This is a genomic window from Frigoribacterium sp. CF331, from assembly GCF_057787905.1.
The window spans coordinates 1,509,964-1,526,596 of the sequence record NZ_CM173545.1; the positions used below are offsets into that span (position 1 = coordinate 1,509,964).

A 16,633-nucleotide genomic window follows, 5' to 3' on the forward strand; every position below is an offset into this window, starting at 1 on the left:
CACCATGGACTTCATCGGCACCATCCTCTGGCCCCTAAGATGGGTCGTCGAGGCGATCCTCGTCGGCTTCCACAACGTCCTCACGGCGTTCGGCATGGACACCGCGGCCGGCAGCACCTGGGTGCTCTCGATCGTCGGACTCGTCCTCGTGGTGCGGGCCTGCCTCATCCCCATCTTCGTGCGGCAGATCAAGAGCCAGCGTCGCATGATGGAGATCGCGCCCCGGCTCAAGAAGATCCAGGACAAGTACAAGGGCAAGCGCGACCAGTTCAGCCGCGAGGCGATGTCGCGCGAGACCATGGCGCTCTACAAGGACACGGGCACCAACCCGCTCAGCTCGTGCCTGCCCCTGCTGATCCAGATGCCGATCTTCTTCAGCCTCTACACGGTGCTGCACAACGCCCAGCAAGAGAAGGTGGGCATCGGCCTGCTGAACGCGGCCCTCTCGAACTCGTTCGGCGAGTCGGCGCTCTTCGGCGCCCCCCTGAAAGAGACCTTCCTCGGGGCCACCACGTGGGAGGTCCGTCTGATGGCCGGCGCGATGGTGGTCATCATGACCGCCTCGCAGTTCATCACCCAGCTGCAGATCGTCTCGAAGAACATGTCGCCCGAGACCAAGGCGAGCCCCATGTTCAAGCAGCAGCGCATGCTCCTGTACTTCCTCCCCCTCGTCTTCGTCTTCTCGGGCCTCTCGTTCCCCCTCGGCGTCATGTTCTACTGGCTCACCTCGAACATCTGGACGATGGTGCAGCAGTTCCTGGTCATCCGGAACATGCCCACCCCCGGCAGCGAGGCGGCCCTCGCCCGTGAGGAGCGCCTCGCGAAGAGGCAGCAGCGCAAGGGCCTGCCCACGATCACCGTGACCGAGATCGAGTCGGCACCCGCCGTGCCCAAGACGACCCAGCGGACGCAGCCCGTCGGCAAGAACCGCGCCAAGAAGCAGAACGGCCCCAAGAAATGACCCCTGACGACTCCACGACCGACATCGTCGAGCCCGCCGCCGAGAACGGCGACGACGCCGCCTCGACCGACACGCAGGAGGCGCGGGTCGACTCCGACGGCCCGTCGGACGTCCTCGACGAGGGCGACATCGCGGCCGACTACATCGAAGAGCTGCTCGACATCTGCGACTTCGACGGCGACATCGACATCGAGGTGCGCGGGGGCCGCTCGTACATCTCGGTCGACTCGAGCGGAGAGCAGAAGCTCCGCGTGCTGTCCAAGCCCGACACCGTCAACGCCCTCCAAGAGCTCACCCGCATCGCCGTGCAGACGAAGACGGGCGAGTTCTCCCGCCTCATCCTCGACATCGGTGGGTCGCGTGCGACCCGTGAGACCGAGCTCGAGCGCCTGGTCGACCACGCGGTCACCAAGCTCGAGGACGGTGCGACGTCGGCCTCCCTGCCCCCGATGTCGTCCTACGAGCGCAAGCTCGTCCACGACATCGTCGCCGCCCGTGGCTTCACCTCGGAGTCCGAGGGCGAAGGCCGCGACCGGCACACCGTCATCACGCGTCCCTGAGCCGTCGCATGACCGACACGTCGACCCTCGAGGCCGAGCCGGCCGTCGCCACCGAGATCTTCGGAGATCGGATCGACGTGGTCCGACGCTACGTCTCCGACCTCGCTCAGCACGGTGAGGAGTTGGGCCTCATCGGGCCGCTCGAACTTCCTCGCCTCTGGACGCGCCACATCGTCAACTGCGGCCTGTTGGCTCCTCTGCTCGTCGCCGGCCGGGTCGGAGACATCGGGTCGGGTGCCGGCCTGCCCGGCCTCGTCCTCGCCGCGGCTCGACCCGACGCGACGCTGGTGCTCATCGAACCGATGGAACGACGGGTCGACTGGCTGACGGCCGAGGCCGAGCGGATGGGTCTCGACAACGTCGAGGTCGTCCGGGCCCGCGCCGAAGAGGTGCAGTTGGACGGGTGGCTGGATCAGGCGACGGCGCGAGCCGTGTCCGCCCTGTCGAAGCTGATCCCTCTCACGGCACCCCTGGTCAAGACCGGCGGACAGTTGCTGCTGATGAAGGGTGCCCGGGTCGACGACGAGATCGCCGCTGCCCGCAAGGTCATCGCGCGACACCACCTCATCGACGTCGAGGCTCGTGAACTGGGTGTGGGGCTCGTGGACGAGACGACACGCGTCTTCATCGCCAAGCTCGACTAGTCCGCGACCCGTGTAAAGGCCGTTTGGCCAGGTATTCTCACGCTGGAGACGTCCGCGTGCCGACTCCGAGAGGGGTGGCGGCGGCGGGCTGTGCCCGGCCGTGTCGGCTGTCTTTGTCGGGTGCTCACGATAGACTCGGCCTTCGATCCCCGACGACCACCGTGCCGACATCCGGCCGATGTGGTCACTCCTCCGGGTTGGTCGTTTCACGTGAAACATGGCGATACGGAGACCCTCAGTGAGTTCCTCGGCTGACGACGACAGAAGCACTCCCCTGGCCCGAGAGCTCGCCGACCTCAACCGCCGGAAGCAGGCTCTCTCACGCGAACCCCTGCCGGCTCCGGCCGAGACCCGTGTCATCACCGTGTCGAACCAGAAGGGCGGGGTCGGCAAGACCACCACCACCGTGAACCTGTCGGCCGCCCTCGCCCGCAGCGGGGCCAAGGTCCTCGTCATCGATCTCGATCCCCAGGGCAACGCATCGACCGCGTTGGGCGTCGAGCACCGAGCCGAGACGCCGAGCGTCTACGACGTCGTGGTCAACGACGGTGCGGTCGCCGACGTGGTGCAGAAGAGTCCGGAGTTCGACACCCTCTTCTGCATCCCCGCCACCATCCACCTGGCCGGGGCCGAGATCGAGCTCGTCTCCTTGGTGGCCCGTGAGCAGCGCCTGAGCCGTGCACTCTCCGAGTACCTGACCGAGACCGAGAAGGCTGGTGAGCGCTTCGACTACGTCTTCATCGACTGCCCACCGTCGTTGGGTCTGCTGACCATCAACGCCTTCGTCGCCGCCAGCGAGGTGTTGATCCCCATCCAGTGCGAGTACTACGCCCTCGAGGGGCTCAGCCAACTGCTGCGCAACATCCAACTGATCGAGAAGCACCTGAACCCGCGGCTCAAGGTGTCGAGCATCCTGTTGACCATGTACGACGGTCGGACGAACCTGGCTCAACAGGTCGTGGCCGACGTCCGCGAGCATTTCCCTGATGAGGCCCTCAACACCCTCATCCCACGGTCCGTTCGGATCAGCGAAGCGCCGGGTTACGGGCAGACCGTCATCAGTTACGACACCAACTCCCCCGGGTCCATCTCGTACCTCGAGGCGGCCGCCGAACTAGCACGTCGAGGAGCACCCCAGTAATGGCAACCAAGAGAACCGGTCTCGGCCGCGGCATCGGAGCCCTCATTCCCGTCTCGGACGAGAGCCAGGACCGTCCGGTCGACGTGTTCTTCCCCACCGCGCAGCAGACGGCGGACGAGCTCATCGCCGTGCCCGGTGCCCGGCTGGCGAACCTCAATCCCCTCGACATCACGCCGAACGCCCAACAGCCTCGGGCGGAGTTCCGGGCCGAAGAGCTCGCCGAACTGGTGACGTCGATCCGCGAAGTGGGCGTCCTGCAGCCGATCGTCGTCCGGCCCGTGAAGAAAGCCGGCAAAGGTGCTGCCCAGTACGAGCTGGTCATGGGTGAGCGCCGACTGCGCGCGACGAAAGAACTCGGTCTCGCGACCATCCCCGCGATCGTCAAGGACACCGCAGACGACGCGATGCTGCGCGATGCCCTCCTCGAGAACCTGCATCGAGCCGAGCTCAACCCGCTCGAAGAAGCATCCGCCTATCAGCAACTTCTCGCCGACTTCGGCATCACGCAGGACGAGCTGGCCACGCGCATCGGTCGCAGCCGGCCGCAGATCACGAACACGCTACGGCTGCTCCGTCTACCTGCCGCCGTCCAGCGCCGTGTCGCGTCCGGCGTGCTGACGGCAGGCCATGCTCGCGCCATCTTGAGCACGGGAGACCCGGTGCTCATGGCGCGGCTGGCCGACCGCATCGTCAACGAAGACCTGAGCGTCCGGGCCGCGGAAGCCATCGCTGCAGGCGGTAGCGCCAAGCCCAAGTCGACGCGGACGGCGACACCGGGCAAGCACCAGGCTCACCTCGATGAAGTCGCCGAGAGCCTCGGTGATCGGTTCGAGACGCGGGTCAAGGTGTCGCTGGGTGCTCGCAAGGGCTCGATCACCATCGACTTCGCCTCGATGCAGGACTTGAACCGCATCCTGGGTCAGCTCGGTCACGAACAAGAGGGCTGATCAGTCGGCAGCGATCTCGTTGTTTCACGTGAAACCCCGTATCGAGCCCTGGGTGAAGAGCACGATCAACGACTTTCGCCTCCCCTGACGGTCCTGGAGAGGTACGTTTCACGTGAAACCGGCCGCGTGTTGTCCTGACGTCGACGTCGACGTCGACTCAAATTTTGCCGGCCGCATGACCGACTGAGGTCGCACTCCTCCTGCTGTGTGCTGCGTAGGTGTGCTGGGCGCTGCGTGTGTGTGCTGGGTGCTGGGCGGGTGTGCTGTGGGCTGGGCGCCTGGCGCCAGGCGGCACATGTCAGGCGCGTGGCTCGAGGTGCATGATGCGCGGGGTCAGGCGCTGAACGCTCCCGCTCGCGCTCATGCTTGCACTCCCGCTCCCCGTCACTGGTCGCAGCCTCATTCCCGCTCCCGCTCCTGTCGTGGCGGTCCGCCGCCGATGCGGGCGGTACCTGGAAGAAGCTGATCAGGGCCCACCCGGGCTTGATTTCGCTCATCGTCGAGTCTGTGTTCGCCGGCAGGGGTGGCACGTGCTTCCATCGGAAGGCCCCGGCCCGGCACCTCGGATCGACCGGAGCGAGTCCGCCGAGGCTCGCTCCGGAGGCCGTAGCCGGGGCGCCGGGCCTTCGTCATGGCTGCCGTGGCTTTGGCTACGGCATCCGACCAGCCCGTTCGCTTGATCCCGAATCGATCACTCGTCACTGCACACGAACGTGGAGCGCCCGTCGACCGGTGCGGAACGACGTCACATGTTCTCTAAGAAGTCACGAGACTGATGACGTTTCACGTGAAACGTCCTCGGAGCGTCAGCTCAACGCTGGTGGTCGGTGACGGCCTTCTCGGCGAGGGCGGCGTAGAACATGCCGAGCTCGTAGCCTGCGGACTCCAGGGCCATGGGGACGAGGGACGTCTCGGTCAGTCCAGGCAACACGTTGACCTCGAGGAACCACGGCGTCCCGGCGGCGTCGACGATGAGGTCGACCCGCGACAGGTGTCGCAGTCCGAGGGCCTCGTGGACGGCGACGGCAGCTCGGGCGGCGGCTTCGGCGGCCGACGGCTCGAGGCGCGCGGGTGTGTAGAACGTGGTCTCGCCAGCGTTGTACCGTGCCTCGAAACCGTAGAACCCCTGTCGAGGGACGATCTCGACGGCGGGCAGGGCGAGGGGTCCGTCTCCCGTGTCGATCACGCCGACGGCGATCTCGGTGCCGGTGATCTTCTGTTCGACGATGACGTCGTCGCAGTACGTGTAGGCGTCGACCATGGCGCGAGGCAGTGCCGACACGTCGTCGACGACCGTGACACCCTGAGCCGACCCCCCTCGCGCAGGCTTCACGACCACGGGCACGGGGTGCTCGTCGGCGATGGCCGCCAGCACGCCGGCGGCTCCTAATTCACGGAACGCGTCGTGCGACAAGGTGATGCCGCGCGGCGTGGACACGCCCACGCGTCGGGCGAGCTCCTTGGCCGTCGGCTTGTCCCAGGCCAGTCGGGCCGCGGCTGCCGTGCTGCCGACGAACGGGACGTCGAGCGCCTCGAGCAGTCCTCGCAGGGCACCGTCCTCACCGCTGGCGCCGTGCAGGGCGGGCCAGACGACGTCGGGCCGGGACGTGGTCAGGTGTCCGAGCAACGTCGCGTCGGGATCGCGGAGCTCCACCTCGATGCCGTGGGTCGCGAGACTGTCGACCACGCGCCTCCCGGATCGCAGGGACACGTCACGCTCGTGCGAGATGCCGCCGGCTAGGACGGTGACGCTGTGCAACGGGCTCGATGCCATGGTGGGCCCTCCTCGGGTGCCGCGGTGCGCGTGTGTGCTGCCACTGGCCGACCTCGATGTGTCTAAAGTGCTGGTCAGTTGGTGTTCGGGGGCGGGACGACGACGCTCTGCGGACGGGCGGCCGGGTTCGACAGGCCGGCGGCCGAGAACGTCCGCAGCAGGTCGAGCTCGCCGTTGACGACGGCCGCGAGCCGCGCGACTCCGGTGCGGATCGACTCGGGTGTCGGGTAGCAGAACGAGAGTCGGATGTTCTGTCGCCCCTGGCCGTCGGCGAAGAAGGCGGTGCCGGGCGTGTAGGCGACGAGCTCTTTGACGGCCCGGGGCAGCATCGCCTTCGAGTCCAGCTCGGGGGGCAGTCCCACCCAGACGAAGAAGCCACCGTCGGGGACGTTCCAGCTGAGCGAGGGCAGGTACTCGCCGAGGGCCGAGATCATCGCGTCGCGTCGTTCGCGGTAGAGCCCTCGGAAGGTCTCGATCTGTCCGCGCCAGTCGGCCTGGTCGAGGTACTCGGTGATGACGAACTGCCCGAACGAGTTGGGTGACAGCGTGGCCGACTCGTTGGCCAGGATGAGCTTCTCGCGGATCGCGTGCGGGGCCAGCGCCCACCCCACCCGGAATCCGGGCGCGAGCGTCTTCGAGAACGAGCCGAGGTAGATGACGCCCTCGTCGTCGATCGAGCGCATCGCCTGGGGTGCGGGCTGGTCGAAGTAGAGCAGGCCGTAGGGGTTGTCCTCGAGGACGAGGATGCCGGCCGAGCGGCAGATCTCGAGGATCTCGACCCGGCGGGCCCAGGTGAGCGTGACGCCGGCCGGGTTGTGGAAGTTCGGGATCGTGTAGAGGAACTTGATGCGTCCGCCGCGGGCCGTGACGCCCGCGACGGCCTCACGCAGCGCCTCGGGCACGAGGCCGTGCTCGTCCATCGCGACGTGGACGACGTCGGCCTGGTAGGCCTTGAACACCCCGAGGGCCCCGACGTAGCTCGGCGACTCGGCCAGCACGACGTCGCCGGGGTTCACGAACAGGCGGGTGACCAGGTCGAGGGCCTGCTGCGAGCCGGTCGTCACGACGACGTCGTCCGCGCTGCCACGGATGCCCTCCATGGCCATGATCTGCATGATGTGCTCACGGATGGCCGGGGTGCCCTGACCGCTGCCGTACTGCATGGCCATGGCTCCCCCGTCGGCCATGACGCGGTCGATCGCGCCGGTGACGAGCTCGCGGGGCAGCGCCGAGACGTAGGGCATGCCGCCGGCCAGGGACACGACCTCGGGGCGCGAGGCCACGGCGAAGAGGGCTCGGACCTCGGAGGCGCTCAGGCCGGCCGTGCGGTCGGCGTACGAGTCGTACCACGGGTCGAGGTTGGTGCCCTTGTCGCTCATCGGTGTCCCTGTTCTGTCAGAGGGTGCTGCGGTCAAGACTAAGCCCGTCCGGGCCGGGGACGACGAGGGCCCGCCCAGCGTGTGCTGGGCGGGCCCTCGTCGTGGTGTCGGCGTCGACTACGCGATGAACTCCGCCAGGTCGGCCTCGAGGGCCGGCTTGGGCTTGGCGCCGATGACGGTCTTGACGACCTCGCCGCCGCGGTAGACCTTCATGGCCGGGATCGAGGTGATCTGGTACTTCATGGCGGTCTGCGGGTTGTCGTCGACGTTGAGCTTGACGATCTCGATCTTGTCGCCGTGCTCGGCGGCGATCTGGTCGAGGATGGGCGAGACGGCGCGGCACGGGCCGCACCACTCGGCCCAGAAGTCGACGAGGATCGTCTTGTCGGAGTTGAGGACGTCGGCCTCGAAGGACGCGTCGGTCACTGCTTTGGCGCTGCTCATGGTGTTCCTTTCGTCAGGGTGATCTGGGTTGGCTTCGGGAGGCGCGGGTCAGGCGACCACGGACTCGGACGTCTCGACGCCCTCGGCCGACCCGATGGTCTGCTCGGCTAGAAAGGTCTGGTCGAGCGAGGCCAGGTAGTGCTCGACGTCGAGCGCCGCGACGGTGCCGGACGCCGCGGCCGTGGCGGCCTGTCGGTAGGTCGCGTCGATGACGTCGCCCGCGGCGAAGACGCCGGTCAGGTTGGTCTTCGAACTGCGGCCCTGCACGGCGATGGTGCCCTCGGAGGTCAGGTCGACCTGGCCGTGCACGAGGTGCACGCGGGGGTCGTTGCCGATGGCGATGAAGAGGCCGTCGAGGTCGAGGTCGCTCGTGCTGCCGTCGACCGTGTCGGTCAGGGTGACGCCGGTGGCCTTCTCGCCACCGAGGATCGCCGTGACCTGCTTGTCGAACAGGAACTCGATCTTGTCGTTCGCGTGCGCCCGGTCCTGCATGATCTTGGACGCGCGCAGGCTGCTCGAGCGGTGAATCACGTAGACCTTCGACGCGAAGCGGGTCAGGAAGGTCGCCTCTTCCATCGCCGAGTCGCCGCCGCCGACGACGGCGATCGCCTTCTCCTTGAAGAAGAAGCCGTCGCACGTGGCACACCAGCTGACGCCGCGGCCGCTCAGGCGCTCTTCGTCGGCGAGGCCGAGCTTGCGGTAGGCGCTGCCCGTGGCGAAGATCACCGTCAGGCTCTCTTCGACGGTGCCGTCGCCCAGCGTGACCTTCTTCACGTCGCCGGTCAGGTCGACCGCGGTGACGTCGTCCAGCAGCACCTCGGCGCCGAACTTCTCGGCCTGCTCCTGCATCTTGAACATGAGCTCGGGGCCCTGGATGCCGTCGGGGAACCCGGGGAAGTTCTCGACCTCGGTGGTCTTCATGAGCTCGCCGCCGGCCTCGACCGAGCTCGCGACGATGAGGGGGCGGAGACCGGCGCGGGCGGCGTAGATGCCGGCCGTGTAGCCGGCGGGGCCGGAGCCGATGATGATGACCTGGCGCATGGGCACCTTCCTGGGGATGGACTTCACGAGCGGGAAGACGACGGGCGGGTGGTGGCCCGCGCGGTCGGATCCCTCGATCGTCTGGTGGAACGCATCCTACCGACGGGGCATTCCCGGGCGGTCAGCGTCGGCGCAGGCGGGACAGTGCGGGCGCGAGACGGGTGGTGACCGGGGTGGTCAGCGCGCGCAGTTCGGGGATGCGCGTGACCCAGAGCAGGGCCAGGTACACGACGGCCATCACCACACCGGCCACGACGACCGTGACGATGCCCTGCACCCGGCCCGCCTGTGCGAATCCGTAGGGGACGAAACCACCCATGGAGGCGACGACGACCAGGCCGACGACGCCCGCGACGAGCGAGAAGACCGAGAACTGCACGTAGCGCCGCAGCACCCAACGGCCGTCGATGCCGCCGAGGCGCCTCTTGACGACGACGAGGGCGACGACCGCCTGGGTCGAGCCGGCGATCGACGTCGTGACGGCGATGGCGACGGCGATGCTCTGGGGGGCCACGACGACGGCGGAGAGACCGACGCCGGCGACGAAGACGATCGACTGGACGAGCTGCAGGAAGAACGGGGTGCGCTGGTCGTGCATCGAGTAGAAGACCCGCTGCACGATGAAGAGCACGCTGAACAGCACGAGGCCGGGCATGTAGCCGAGGATCACCTGGGCCGTGCGGGTCGAGCCGGCGAAGTCGACCTCGAAGAACCGGGCGAACGGGTAGGCGACGACGCACATGGCGACGGCCGCGAACACCATGAACATGCCGATGGCCCGCAGCGACTGCGACATGTCGACCCGCACGGCCGTGAGGTCTCCGCGTGAGGCGTGCCCGCTCATGCGCGTGAAGTAGGCGGTGCCGATCGAGACGGCGATGATGCCGTGGGGCAGCATGAAGAGCAGCCAGGCGTTGGCGAGCACGGCGTTCGAGGCACCCACCTCGCTGCCGAGGGTCGCGACACGGCTCTGGACGAGGCCCGCCAGCTGGGTCACGAGGACCATGCCGAAGAGCCAGCCCGCGGCCTTCCCGGTGGCGCCGAGGCCGACGCCCCGCCAGCGGAAGTCGGGCCGGAAGCCGAGTCCGGCCCGCCGCCAGAAGAGCAGCAGGAAGGCGGCCTGGGCGAGGACGCCGAGGGTCGCCGTGGCCGCGATGACGAAGATCCGGTCGGGCGTCCAGACCGCGACCGCGGAGTTCTCGACGGCCCCGCCGAACAGGACCATGAACACGACCAGGCCGACGATGGCGACGACGTTGTTGAGCACGGGGGCCCAGGTGAAGGGCCCGAAGACCTGTCGGGCGTTGAGCACCTCGCTCAGCAGCGAGTACATCGCGTAGAAGAAGATCTGGGGCAGGCACCAGTACGCGAACGCCGTGGCGAGGGCGAGCTGGTCGGAGGTGAACCCCGCCCCGCCGTCGGTGCTCTGCTGCGCGTAGAGCCGGACGAGCACGGGGGCGAGCAGCGTGCCGACGAGGCCGACGACCGCGAAGACGATCGTGCCGAGGGTGACGATCTTGTTGACGAACCGTTGCCCGCCGTCGTCCGAGGTCGCCGCCCGGACGATCTGCGGCACGAGCACCGCACTGAGCAGACCGCCCGCGATGAGGGCGTAGATGTTGTTCGGCAGCTGGTTCGCCAGGGCGAACGAGTCCGCCGCGCGGCTCGCCGACTGCCCGATCGCCGCGGCCAGCACGGCCGCCTTCACGAACCCGAGGACGCGCGAGACCATCGTCCCGGACGCGAGGAGGATGCTGGCGCGACCGAGACCGCCCTGGTTGCTCACATGGACTCCTGGACGGGCGGCGCGGTGGCCGCATCGGGTGTCGGGCCGTCGTCGGAGGACCGGGCCTCGTCGCGCGCCCAGCGGCGCTTGCGGAAGGTGCGGTAGAGGCCGCCGACGAACAGGGCGGCGAAGGCGACGCCGAAGATCCAGGTGATGGCGGTCTCCCACCCGGCCTGGACCGACAGCGGGACCTCGACGGGCGTCGCGATGGCGATGCCCGACAGGCTGACGAGCTGCAGCTGCACCGAGACGGTGCCGTTGGCCACCGACTGGACCGGCACGCTGACGCGGGTCTGCGACTGGGGCTGGATCGTCACCTCGATCGGGCTGCGCTCGATCGAGAGGATCGAGTTCGAGGGCGTCAGCTCGAGCATCACCGTCGCGACCGAGTCGGTCCGGTTCTCGAGGTAGAGCGGCAGCGCCGACCGGTCGCCGAGGATCGAGATGGGCGACCCCTGGACGACCGCCACGAGACCGGAGGTCGCGGTCGCCTCGGCCACGGCGGAGGCCACCTCGGCGGGGAAGCCGTCGACGTTGTCGCGCCAGGCGTGCGAGGCGAGGGCCATGGTGCGCAGGCGGGCGGTCTCGGTGACCAGCTGCGGCTGGGCGAGGGCGGTCGCGAAGTCGACGACCTTCTGGTCGGCGGACACGAGGTCGCGCAGCTGGGCCAGGCGGGCGTCGCTCTCGGGGCTGTCGACGACCGTCGCCGTCGACGGCGTGCTCGACAACGCGTCGGTCAGCGTGGCTCCGCTCACCCACGGCAGGTTGTCGACGGCCTGCAGCGTGCGGGTGAGGAACTGACCGGTCGACGGCCACTCGCGCCCGAGCGTCGTCAGCAGGGTGCGGGCGTCGCTCGGGCGTTCGTAGGCGACGGTCGCGATCGTCGCGGACAGCTGCGCCATCGTCGCCTGCCACTCGGCGAGGGTCGTCGCCTCGGCCGCCTGGGTGAGCAGGGTCGACAGGGGTTCGTCCGAGACGACGGCCGGGACGCCGTCGACCGTCACCGCGGCGTTCTCGGTCGAGTCGCCCTCGACGTCGACGTTGTCGCTCGAGAGGATGGTCGACGTGTACGACCCCGCGGCGAAGGCCGTGAGGTCGGCCCCCACGACGGACGACTGGCGGGGCCAGACGACGCCCTGCTGGGTCCACGGGAAGTCCAGCAACTGCTCGGTGGTCGGCAGGGTCACGCCGTCGGCGGGTGTCTCGGACGGGGTCGGCTCGTCGGTCGGCGCGTCGGTCGACCCGTCGCTCGGCAGGGCGGACGGGTCGGCTCCGGCGACGCCCGTGCCCGAGCCGTCGGCCGCGGCGGGCGTCTCGGCGCTCGGCGCGTCGGTGGGGGTCTCGGTCGGGGCCACCAGGCCCTCGAAGCGGTCGGGGTCGACGAGCGTGTCGAGCGAGGTCACGGTGGGCACGGTCGAGGCGCCGGCCTGGCGCAGCCCGGCGACGTCGGCGTCGGCGTACGCCAGGGGGAAGGTGTCGTTCGGCAGGGCCTGCAGCTCGGCGAGCCAGTCGAGGGCCGACTGCGGCGCCTCGGTGCCGAGCAGGCGGATCGACGCGACGATCATCGGGTCGACGCCGAGGGTCGCTCCCGTGCCCGTCACGGCATCGAGCTCGCGACGCAGCACCCCGCCCTCGGAGGTGTAGGCGGCGAGGGCCGAGGCGTCGAGGACGCCGGTCTCGCTCTCGGGCGTCGTGATCGGCACGGCGACCGCGACGCGGGTCGGCTGGAAACTGTCGGCCGGGTACCAGACCACGCTGCTGCGGGTCTGCGCCACCTGGCCGCCGGACGCGTCGAGCACGCGGGCCCCGAGGGCTCGGGCCCCGAAGGTGCGGCCCGCGAGGCCGAGGCCGGAGGCGGGCACGACGACCGTGTCGAGCGCGACGGACGTCCCGGCCGCGACCGCCGGCACGTCGACCTGCGCTATCTGGCGCCCGAGGTAGTCGTCGCCCGAGACGTCGTCGGGATCGAGCCACGAGGCCAGCTTGGAACGGGTGGTGAACGGCTCACGGTCCAGGTAGATGCGGGCCGTGCTCGCCGCGAGGTCGGAATCGCCGCCGTTCGAGACCGTGACCCCGAGGGTGAGGTCGTCGTCGGGTCGCAGCACGCCGTCCGAGGCCGGTTCGACGGTCATCGTGACCCCGTCGCCGGCCGGTGCGGACGCGGCCCGGGCCGTCGTCGCGGGCAACCCCGCCGACACGACGAACACCGCCAGCAGGGCGGCGATCACGGCGAAGAAGAGTCTCATGGGCGTCAGGTGTCGACGGCAGCAGGGGCCGTTCGAGCATGCCGAGTCTAGGCAACGCGGACCGGGAAGCAGCGGCGAAGCGCCTGCGAGGCGGGGAGTGAGGCATCGCGAGGCGGGGAGTGAGGCACCGTGAGGCGGGGAGTGAGGCATCGCGAAGCGGGCAGGGAGGTGCGGCGAGGTGGGGCGCGACCGACCGCGCGGTGCGCCGGGGCTCAGCCCGCGCCTCCTCGGCTGTGGCAAGGTTGTCCGTCATGGACAGCGTCGCACGGGCCCTTGAGCGACTGGACGATCTGGCCGCCACCCCCCGCATCGAGAAGCTCGCCGCCGCGTTCGCCGCGGCCGGTCACGAGCTGGCCCTCGTCGGCGGCCCGGTGCGCGACGCCTTCGTCGGTCGGCCGGTCAACGACCTCGACTTCACCACCGACGCCGACCCCGACCGGATCCTCGCGATCGTCGCGCCGCTGGCCGAGGCGCACTGGGACGTCGGCCGGGCGTTCGGCACCATCGCCGCCCGCGTCGACGGCGAGACCGTCGAGATCACGACCTACCGCAGCGACGTCTACGACGGCGAGACCCGCAAGCCCGTCGTCGAGTTCGGCGACACGCTCGAGGGCGACCTCGTCCGACGCGACTTCACCGTCAACTCGATGGCGCTGCGGCTGCCCGAGCGCGTCCTGGTCGACCCGTCCGGCGGCGTCGAGGACCTGCTGCAGGCCCGGCTCGCCACCCCGGGCACGGCCGTCGACTCGTTCCGCGACGACCCGCTGCGCATGATGCGGGCCGCCCGCTTCACGGCCCAGCTCGGCTTCACCGTGTCGGACGAGGTGCGCGAGGCGATGACCGCCCGCGCCGACACCCTGTCGATCGTCTCGGTCGAGCGCGTCGCCGACGAGCTGTCGAAACTGCTCAAGACCGAAACCCCCCGAGACGGTGTCCGGCTGCTGGTCGACACCCGACTGGCCGACCACGTCATGCCCGAGCTCGCCGCCATGCGCCTCGAGATCGACGAGCACCACCACCACAAGGACGTGTACGAGCACAGCCTCACCGTGCTCGACCAGGCCATCGGCTACGAGCGCGAGCGGCACCCGGGCGAGGCCCCCGACCTCACGCTGCGCCTCGCGGCCCTGCTGCACGACTGCGGCAAGCCCGCCACCCGCCGCCTCGAGCCGGGCGGGGTGGTCACCTTCCACCACCACGACGTCGTCGGTGCGAAGCTCGCGAAGAAGCGACTGAAGGCGCTGCGCTTCGACAACGACACCATCGCCGCCGTCTCGCGCCTGATCGAGCTGCACCTCCGGTTCTTCGGCTACACCGAGGGCGCCTGGACCGACTCGGCCGTGCGGCGGTACGTCCGCGACGCCGGTGACCAGCTCGAGCGGTTGCACATGCTGACCCGCGCCGACGTCACGACCCGCAACCGGCGCAAGGCCGACCGGCTCGGCTTCGCCTACGACGACCTCGAGGAGCGCATCGCCGAGCTGCGCGAGCGCGAGGAGATCGACTCGCTGCGACCCGACCTCGACGGCGTCGAGATCCAGCGGGTGCTCGGCATCGGCCCGAGCCGCGAGGTCGGCGAGGCCTACCGCTTCCTGCTCGAGCTCCGCACCGAGGAGGGGCCGCTGGGGGCCGAGGTCGTCACCGAGCGCCTGCTCGCCTGGTGGGCCGCACGCGAGGGCGCGGGGGCGTAACCGGTCCTGCGGGTGTCGACCCGCGCCTCCTTGGCGGTGCCCGGCCCTGCGGCCGAGGGCGCGGCATTGATTCAGGAGGCGCGCTCGGCTACGCTGGGAAGGTTGCGTCTGCCTCTCGGCCGACGCAACGTCATGAACACCCTCCTGTCACAGACCGTCTGTGACCGTCAAGTCCGAAGGAGGTGGGTTAGTCATGCACCAGTACGAACTGATGGTCATCCTGGACCCCGAGATCGATGAGCGCACCGTCGCCCCGAGCTTGGACAAGTTCCTCAACGTCATCCGCAACGACGGTGGCACCGTCGACAACGTCGACATCTGGGGACGCCGCCGTCTGGCCTACGAGATCAACAAGAAGACCGAGGGCATCTACGCCGTCGTCAACCTGACCTCGAACCCGGCCGCCACGGTCGAGCTCGACCGCCAGCTGGGTCTCTCCGAGGCCGTGCTGCGCACCAAGGTCCTGCGCGCCGAAGAGGCGATCGCCATGGTCGCCGCCGCCAAGAAGGTCAGCGACGAGAAGGCCGCCCGCAAGGCCGCCAACGCCGCCGCCGCCCCGGCTGCTCCCGCCGCCGAGAAGGCTGCCGAGTAGTCCGATGGCAGGCGAGACCGTCATCACAGTGGTGGGCAACCTCACCAGTGACCCCGAGCTGCGCTACACGCAGAACGGGCTCGCGGTCGCGAACTTCACCATCGCGTCGACCCCCCGCACGTTCGACCGCGCGTCGAACGAGTGGAAGGACGGCGAGGCGCTCTTCCTCCGTGCCAGCGTCTGGCGCGAGTTCGGCGAGCACGTGGCCAGCAGCCTCACCAAGGGCAGCCGGGTCATCGCTCAGGGCCGGCTCAAGCAGCGCTCGTACGAGACCAAAGAGGGCGAGAAGCGCACCAGCATGGAGCTCGAGATCGACGAGATCGGCCCCTCGCTGCGGTACGCGACCGCCCAGGTGACCCGCGCCTCCTCGTCCCGCGACGGCGCTGCCGGTGGCGGCTCCTTCGGGGGCGGCGCCGGTGGTGGTGGCCGTGGTGGCCAGCCGGCCCAGGTCGGCGGCGGTCAGGCGCAAGAACCGTGGGGTCAGCCCGCCGGCGGCCAGGGTGGCAACACCTCGGGCGGCGACGTGTGGAACACCCCCGGTGGCAACGGCACCTACAACGACGAGACGCCCTTCTAAGCGTCGCCGTTCCCCTTCAAGTACTTCTTCATTCATCGAAAGTAGAAACCAATGGCTGGAAAGAGCAGCGGCGACCGCCGCAAGCCCCTCCGCGGCAAGGGCGGCAAGAACGCCGCTCCCGCGAAGTCGATCCGCGTCGGTGTCATCGACTACAAAGACGTCGCGACCCTGCGCAAGTTCATCTCGGAGCGTGGAAAGATCCGCGCCCGTCGCATCACCGGCGTCTCCGTCCAGGAGCAGCGCCTCATCGCCCGTGCCGTGAAGAACGCCCGTGAGATGGCGCTCCTCCCCTACGCCGGCTCCGGCCGCTGATCGGAAGGACCACCATGTCGAAGGTAATCCTGACCCACGAGGTCTCCGGCCTCGGTTCCGCCGGTGACGTCGTCGACGTCAAGAACGGCTACGCCCGCAACTACCTGGTGCCCCAGGGCTTCGCCGTGGCGTGGAGCCGCGGTGGCGAGAAGCAGGTCGCGCAGATCCGCACGGCCCGCGAGACCCGCGAGCTCAAGACGATCGAAGAGGCCCACGACCTCAAGCAGCGTCTCGAGGCCCAGAAGATCCGCCTCACGGTGAAGACCGGTGCCGACGGCCGCCTGTTCGGCTCGGTCCGTCCGGCCGACGTCGCCGACGCCGTGACCGCCCAGGGCGTCGCGACGATCGACAAGCGCAAGGTCGAGATCCCCTCGGCCATCAAGGTGACGGGTGAGCACGAAGCCACCCTCCGCCTGCGCGAGGACGTCATCGCGACGATCACGCTGACGGTCGTCTCGGCCAAGTAGTACCCCGGGTGCTCCGGCGCCCCGGGTGCTCAGGCACCTGCTGTACGCGAGAGCGGCGGTCCCCCTCGGGG

At 69.3% G+C, this 16,633-nt stretch carries 16 protein-coding genes; 10 read left to right on the plus strand and 6 right to left on the minus strand.

Annotated features, from left to right (window positions below; all coding sequences use genetic code 11):
* Positions 1-4 precede the first annotated feature (4 nt).
* The 5 genes from yidC to AC3CCI_RS07100 all read left to right on the plus strand — a co-directional run bounded on the left by yidC (position 5) and on the right by AC3CCI_RS07100 (position 4,253).
* Positions 5-961 (plus strand): membrane protein insertase YidC, encoded by a 957-nt coding sequence (gene yidC, locus AC3CCI_RS07080; RefSeq protein ID WP_354593975.1) that lies wholly within the window; start codon positions 5-7, stop codon positions 959-961.
* The gene (locus AC3CCI_RS07085) at positions 958-1,521 is read left to right on the plus strand and encodes a Jag family protein (protein ID WP_488628535.1); all 564 of its coding nucleotides are present in this window, start codon (positions 958-960) and stop codon (positions 1,519-1,521) included. The genes yidC and AC3CCI_RS07085 overlap by 4 nt, the downstream gene beginning before the upstream one ends.
* An 8-nt stretch (positions 1,522-1,529) precedes the next feature.
* Positions 1,530-2,165 carry a 16S rRNA (guanine(527)-N(7))-methyltransferase RsmG gene (gene rsmG, locus AC3CCI_RS07090; protein ID WP_488628536.1) on the plus strand — a complete coding sequence of 212 codons (636 nt, stop codon included), beginning with the start codon at positions 1,530-1,532 and terminating at the stop codon, positions 2,163-2,165.
* A gap of 217 nt (positions 2,166-2,382) precedes the next feature.
* Positions 2,383-3,306, plus strand: a complete 924-nt coding sequence (locus AC3CCI_RS07095; RefSeq protein ID WP_488628537.1) for a ParA family protein — start codon at positions 2,383-2,385, stop codon at positions 3,304-3,306.
* On the plus strand, positions 3,306-4,253 hold the full coding sequence (locus AC3CCI_RS07100; RefSeq protein WP_056260233.1) for a ParB/RepB/Spo0J family partition protein: 948 nt from the start codon (positions 3,306-3,308) through the stop codon (positions 4,251-4,253). Before AC3CCI_RS07095 ends, AC3CCI_RS07100 begins: the two co-directional genes overlap by 1 nt.
* Before the next feature lie 811 nt (positions 4,254-5,064).
* Here AC3CCI_RS07100 and AC3CCI_RS07105 read toward each other — a convergent pair.
* The 6 genes from AC3CCI_RS07105 to AC3CCI_RS07130 form a co-directional block, all read right to left on the minus strand.
* On the minus strand, positions 5,065-6,027 hold the full coding sequence (locus AC3CCI_RS07105) for a D-alanine--D-alanine ligase family protein (protein ID WP_354593970.1): 963 nt from the start codon (positions 6,025-6,027) through the stop codon (positions 5,065-5,067).
* A 74-nt stretch (positions 6,028-6,101) separates the two neighbouring features.
* On the minus strand, positions 6,102-7,406 hold the full coding sequence (locus AC3CCI_RS07110) for an aminotransferase-like domain-containing protein (RefSeq protein WP_488628538.1): 1,305 nt from the start codon (positions 7,404-7,406) through the stop codon (positions 6,102-6,104).
* 117 nt (positions 7,407-7,523) lie between these two features.
* The gene (gene trxA, locus AC3CCI_RS07115) at positions 7,524-7,850 is read right to left on the minus strand and encodes a thioredoxin (protein WP_043595317.1); all 327 of its coding nucleotides are present in this window, start codon (positions 7,848-7,850) and stop codon (positions 7,524-7,526) included.
* A 48-nt stretch (positions 7,851-7,898) separates the two neighbouring features.
* Positions 7,899-8,891 carry a thioredoxin-disulfide reductase gene (gene trxB / locus AC3CCI_RS07120; protein WP_354593968.1) on the minus strand — a complete coding sequence of 331 codons (993 nt, stop codon included), beginning with the start codon at positions 8,889-8,891 and terminating at the stop codon, positions 7,899-7,901.
* Between the two features lie 121 nt (positions 8,892-9,012).
* Positions 9,013-10,677, minus strand: a complete 1,665-nt coding sequence (murJ, locus tag AC3CCI_RS07125; RefSeq protein ID WP_354593967.1) for a murein biosynthesis integral membrane protein MurJ — start codon at positions 10,675-10,677, stop codon at positions 9,013-9,015.
* On the minus strand, positions 10,674-12,923 hold the full coding sequence (locus tag AC3CCI_RS07130) for a DUF6049 family protein (protein WP_488628539.1): 2,250 nt from the start codon (positions 12,921-12,923) through the stop codon (positions 10,674-10,676). Before AC3CCI_RS07130 ends, murJ begins: the two co-directional genes overlap by 4 nt.
* 251 nt (positions 12,924-13,174) lie before the next feature.
* Between AC3CCI_RS07130 and AC3CCI_RS07135 the strand changes: the two genes are divergently transcribed.
* From AC3CCI_RS07135 to rplI, 5 genes are all read left to right on the plus strand, one after another.
* The gene (locus AC3CCI_RS07135) at positions 13,175-14,614 is read left to right on the plus strand and encodes a CCA tRNA nucleotidyltransferase (RefSeq protein ID WP_488628540.1); all 1,440 of its coding nucleotides are present in this window, start codon (positions 13,175-13,177) and stop codon (positions 14,612-14,614) included.
* Between the two features lie 193 nt (positions 14,615-14,807).
* Positions 14,808-15,206, plus strand: a complete 399-nt coding sequence (gene rpsF, locus AC3CCI_RS07140; protein WP_056260245.1) for a 30S ribosomal protein S6 — start codon at positions 14,808-14,810, stop codon at positions 15,204-15,206.
* A gap of 4 nt (positions 15,207-15,210) precedes the next feature.
* Positions 15,211-15,783, plus strand: coding sequence for a single-stranded DNA-binding protein (locus tag AC3CCI_RS07145; RefSeq protein WP_488628541.1), 573 nt, complete (start codon positions 15,211-15,213; stop codon positions 15,781-15,783).
* Between the two features lie 51 nt (positions 15,784-15,834).
* Positions 15,835-16,095, plus strand: a complete 261-nt coding sequence (gene rpsR / locus AC3CCI_RS07150; RefSeq protein ID WP_043595327.1) for a 30S ribosomal protein S18 — start codon at positions 15,835-15,837, stop codon at positions 16,093-16,095.
* Positions 16,096-16,109: 14 nt separating this feature from the next.
* Positions 16,110-16,562, plus strand: coding sequence for a 50S ribosomal protein L9 (rplI, locus tag AC3CCI_RS07155; RefSeq protein WP_354593963.1), 453 nt, complete (start codon positions 16,110-16,112; stop codon positions 16,560-16,562).
* Positions 16,563-16,633 lie beyond the last annotated feature (71 nt).

Excerpts from the sequence above, each read along its gene's own strand:
- AC3CCI_RS07085 (WP_488628535.1), top strand. The coding sequence starts at position 958 with ATGACCCCTGACGACTCCACGACCGACATCGTCGAGCCCGCCGCCGAG.
- AC3CCI_RS07145 (WP_488628541.1), top strand. The coding sequence starts at position 15,211 with ATGGCAGGCGAGACCGTCATCACAGTGGTGGGCAACCTCACCAGTGAC.
- AC3CCI_RS07100 (WP_056260233.1), top strand. The coding sequence starts at position 3,306 with ATGGCAACCAAGAGAACCGGTCTCGGCCGCGGCATCGGAGCCCTCATT.
- AC3CCI_RS07135 (WP_488628540.1), top strand. The coding sequence starts at position 13,175 with ATGGACAGCGTCGCACGGGCCCTTGAGCGACTGGACGATCTGGCCGCC.
- rpsF (WP_056260245.1), top strand. The coding sequence starts at position 14,808 with ATGCACCAGTACGAACTGATGGTCATCCTGGACCCCGAGATCGATGAG.
- rplI (WP_354593963.1), top strand. The coding sequence starts at position 16,110 with ATGTCGAAGGTAATCCTGACCCACGAGGTCTCCGGCCTCGGTTCCGCC.
- trxB (WP_354593968.1), bottom strand. The coding sequence starts at position 8,891 with ATGCGCCAGGTCATCATCATCGGCTCCGGCCCCGCCGGCTACACGGCC.
- AC3CCI_RS07095 (WP_488628537.1), top strand. The coding sequence starts at position 2,383 with ATGGCGATACGGAGACCCTCAGTGAGTTCCTCGGCTGACGACGACAGA.
- yidC (WP_354593975.1), top strand. The coding sequence starts at position 5 with ATGGACTTCATCGGCACCATCCTCTGGCCCCTAAGATGGGTCGTCGAG.
- AC3CCI_RS07105 (WP_354593970.1), bottom strand. The coding sequence starts at position 6,027 with ATGGCATCGAGCCCGTTGCACAGCGTCACCGTCCTAGCCGGCGGCATC.
- AC3CCI_RS07130 (WP_488628539.1), bottom strand. The coding sequence starts at position 12,923 with ATGAGACTCTTCTTCGCCGTGATCGCCGCCCTGCTGGCGGTGTTCGTC.
- rsmG (WP_488628536.1), top strand. The coding sequence starts at position 1,530 with ATGACCGACACGTCGACCCTCGAGGCCGAGCCGGCCGTCGCCACCGAG.
- trxA (WP_043595317.1), bottom strand. The coding sequence starts at position 7,850 with ATGAGCAGCGCCAAAGCAGTGACCGACGCGTCCTTCGAGGCCGACGTC.
- rpsR (WP_043595327.1), top strand. The coding sequence starts at position 15,835 with ATGGCTGGAAAGAGCAGCGGCGACCGCCGCAAGCCCCTCCGCGGCAAG.
- AC3CCI_RS07110 (WP_488628538.1), bottom strand. The coding sequence starts at position 7,406 with ATGAGCGACAAGGGCACCAACCTCGACCCGTGGTACGACTCGTACGCC.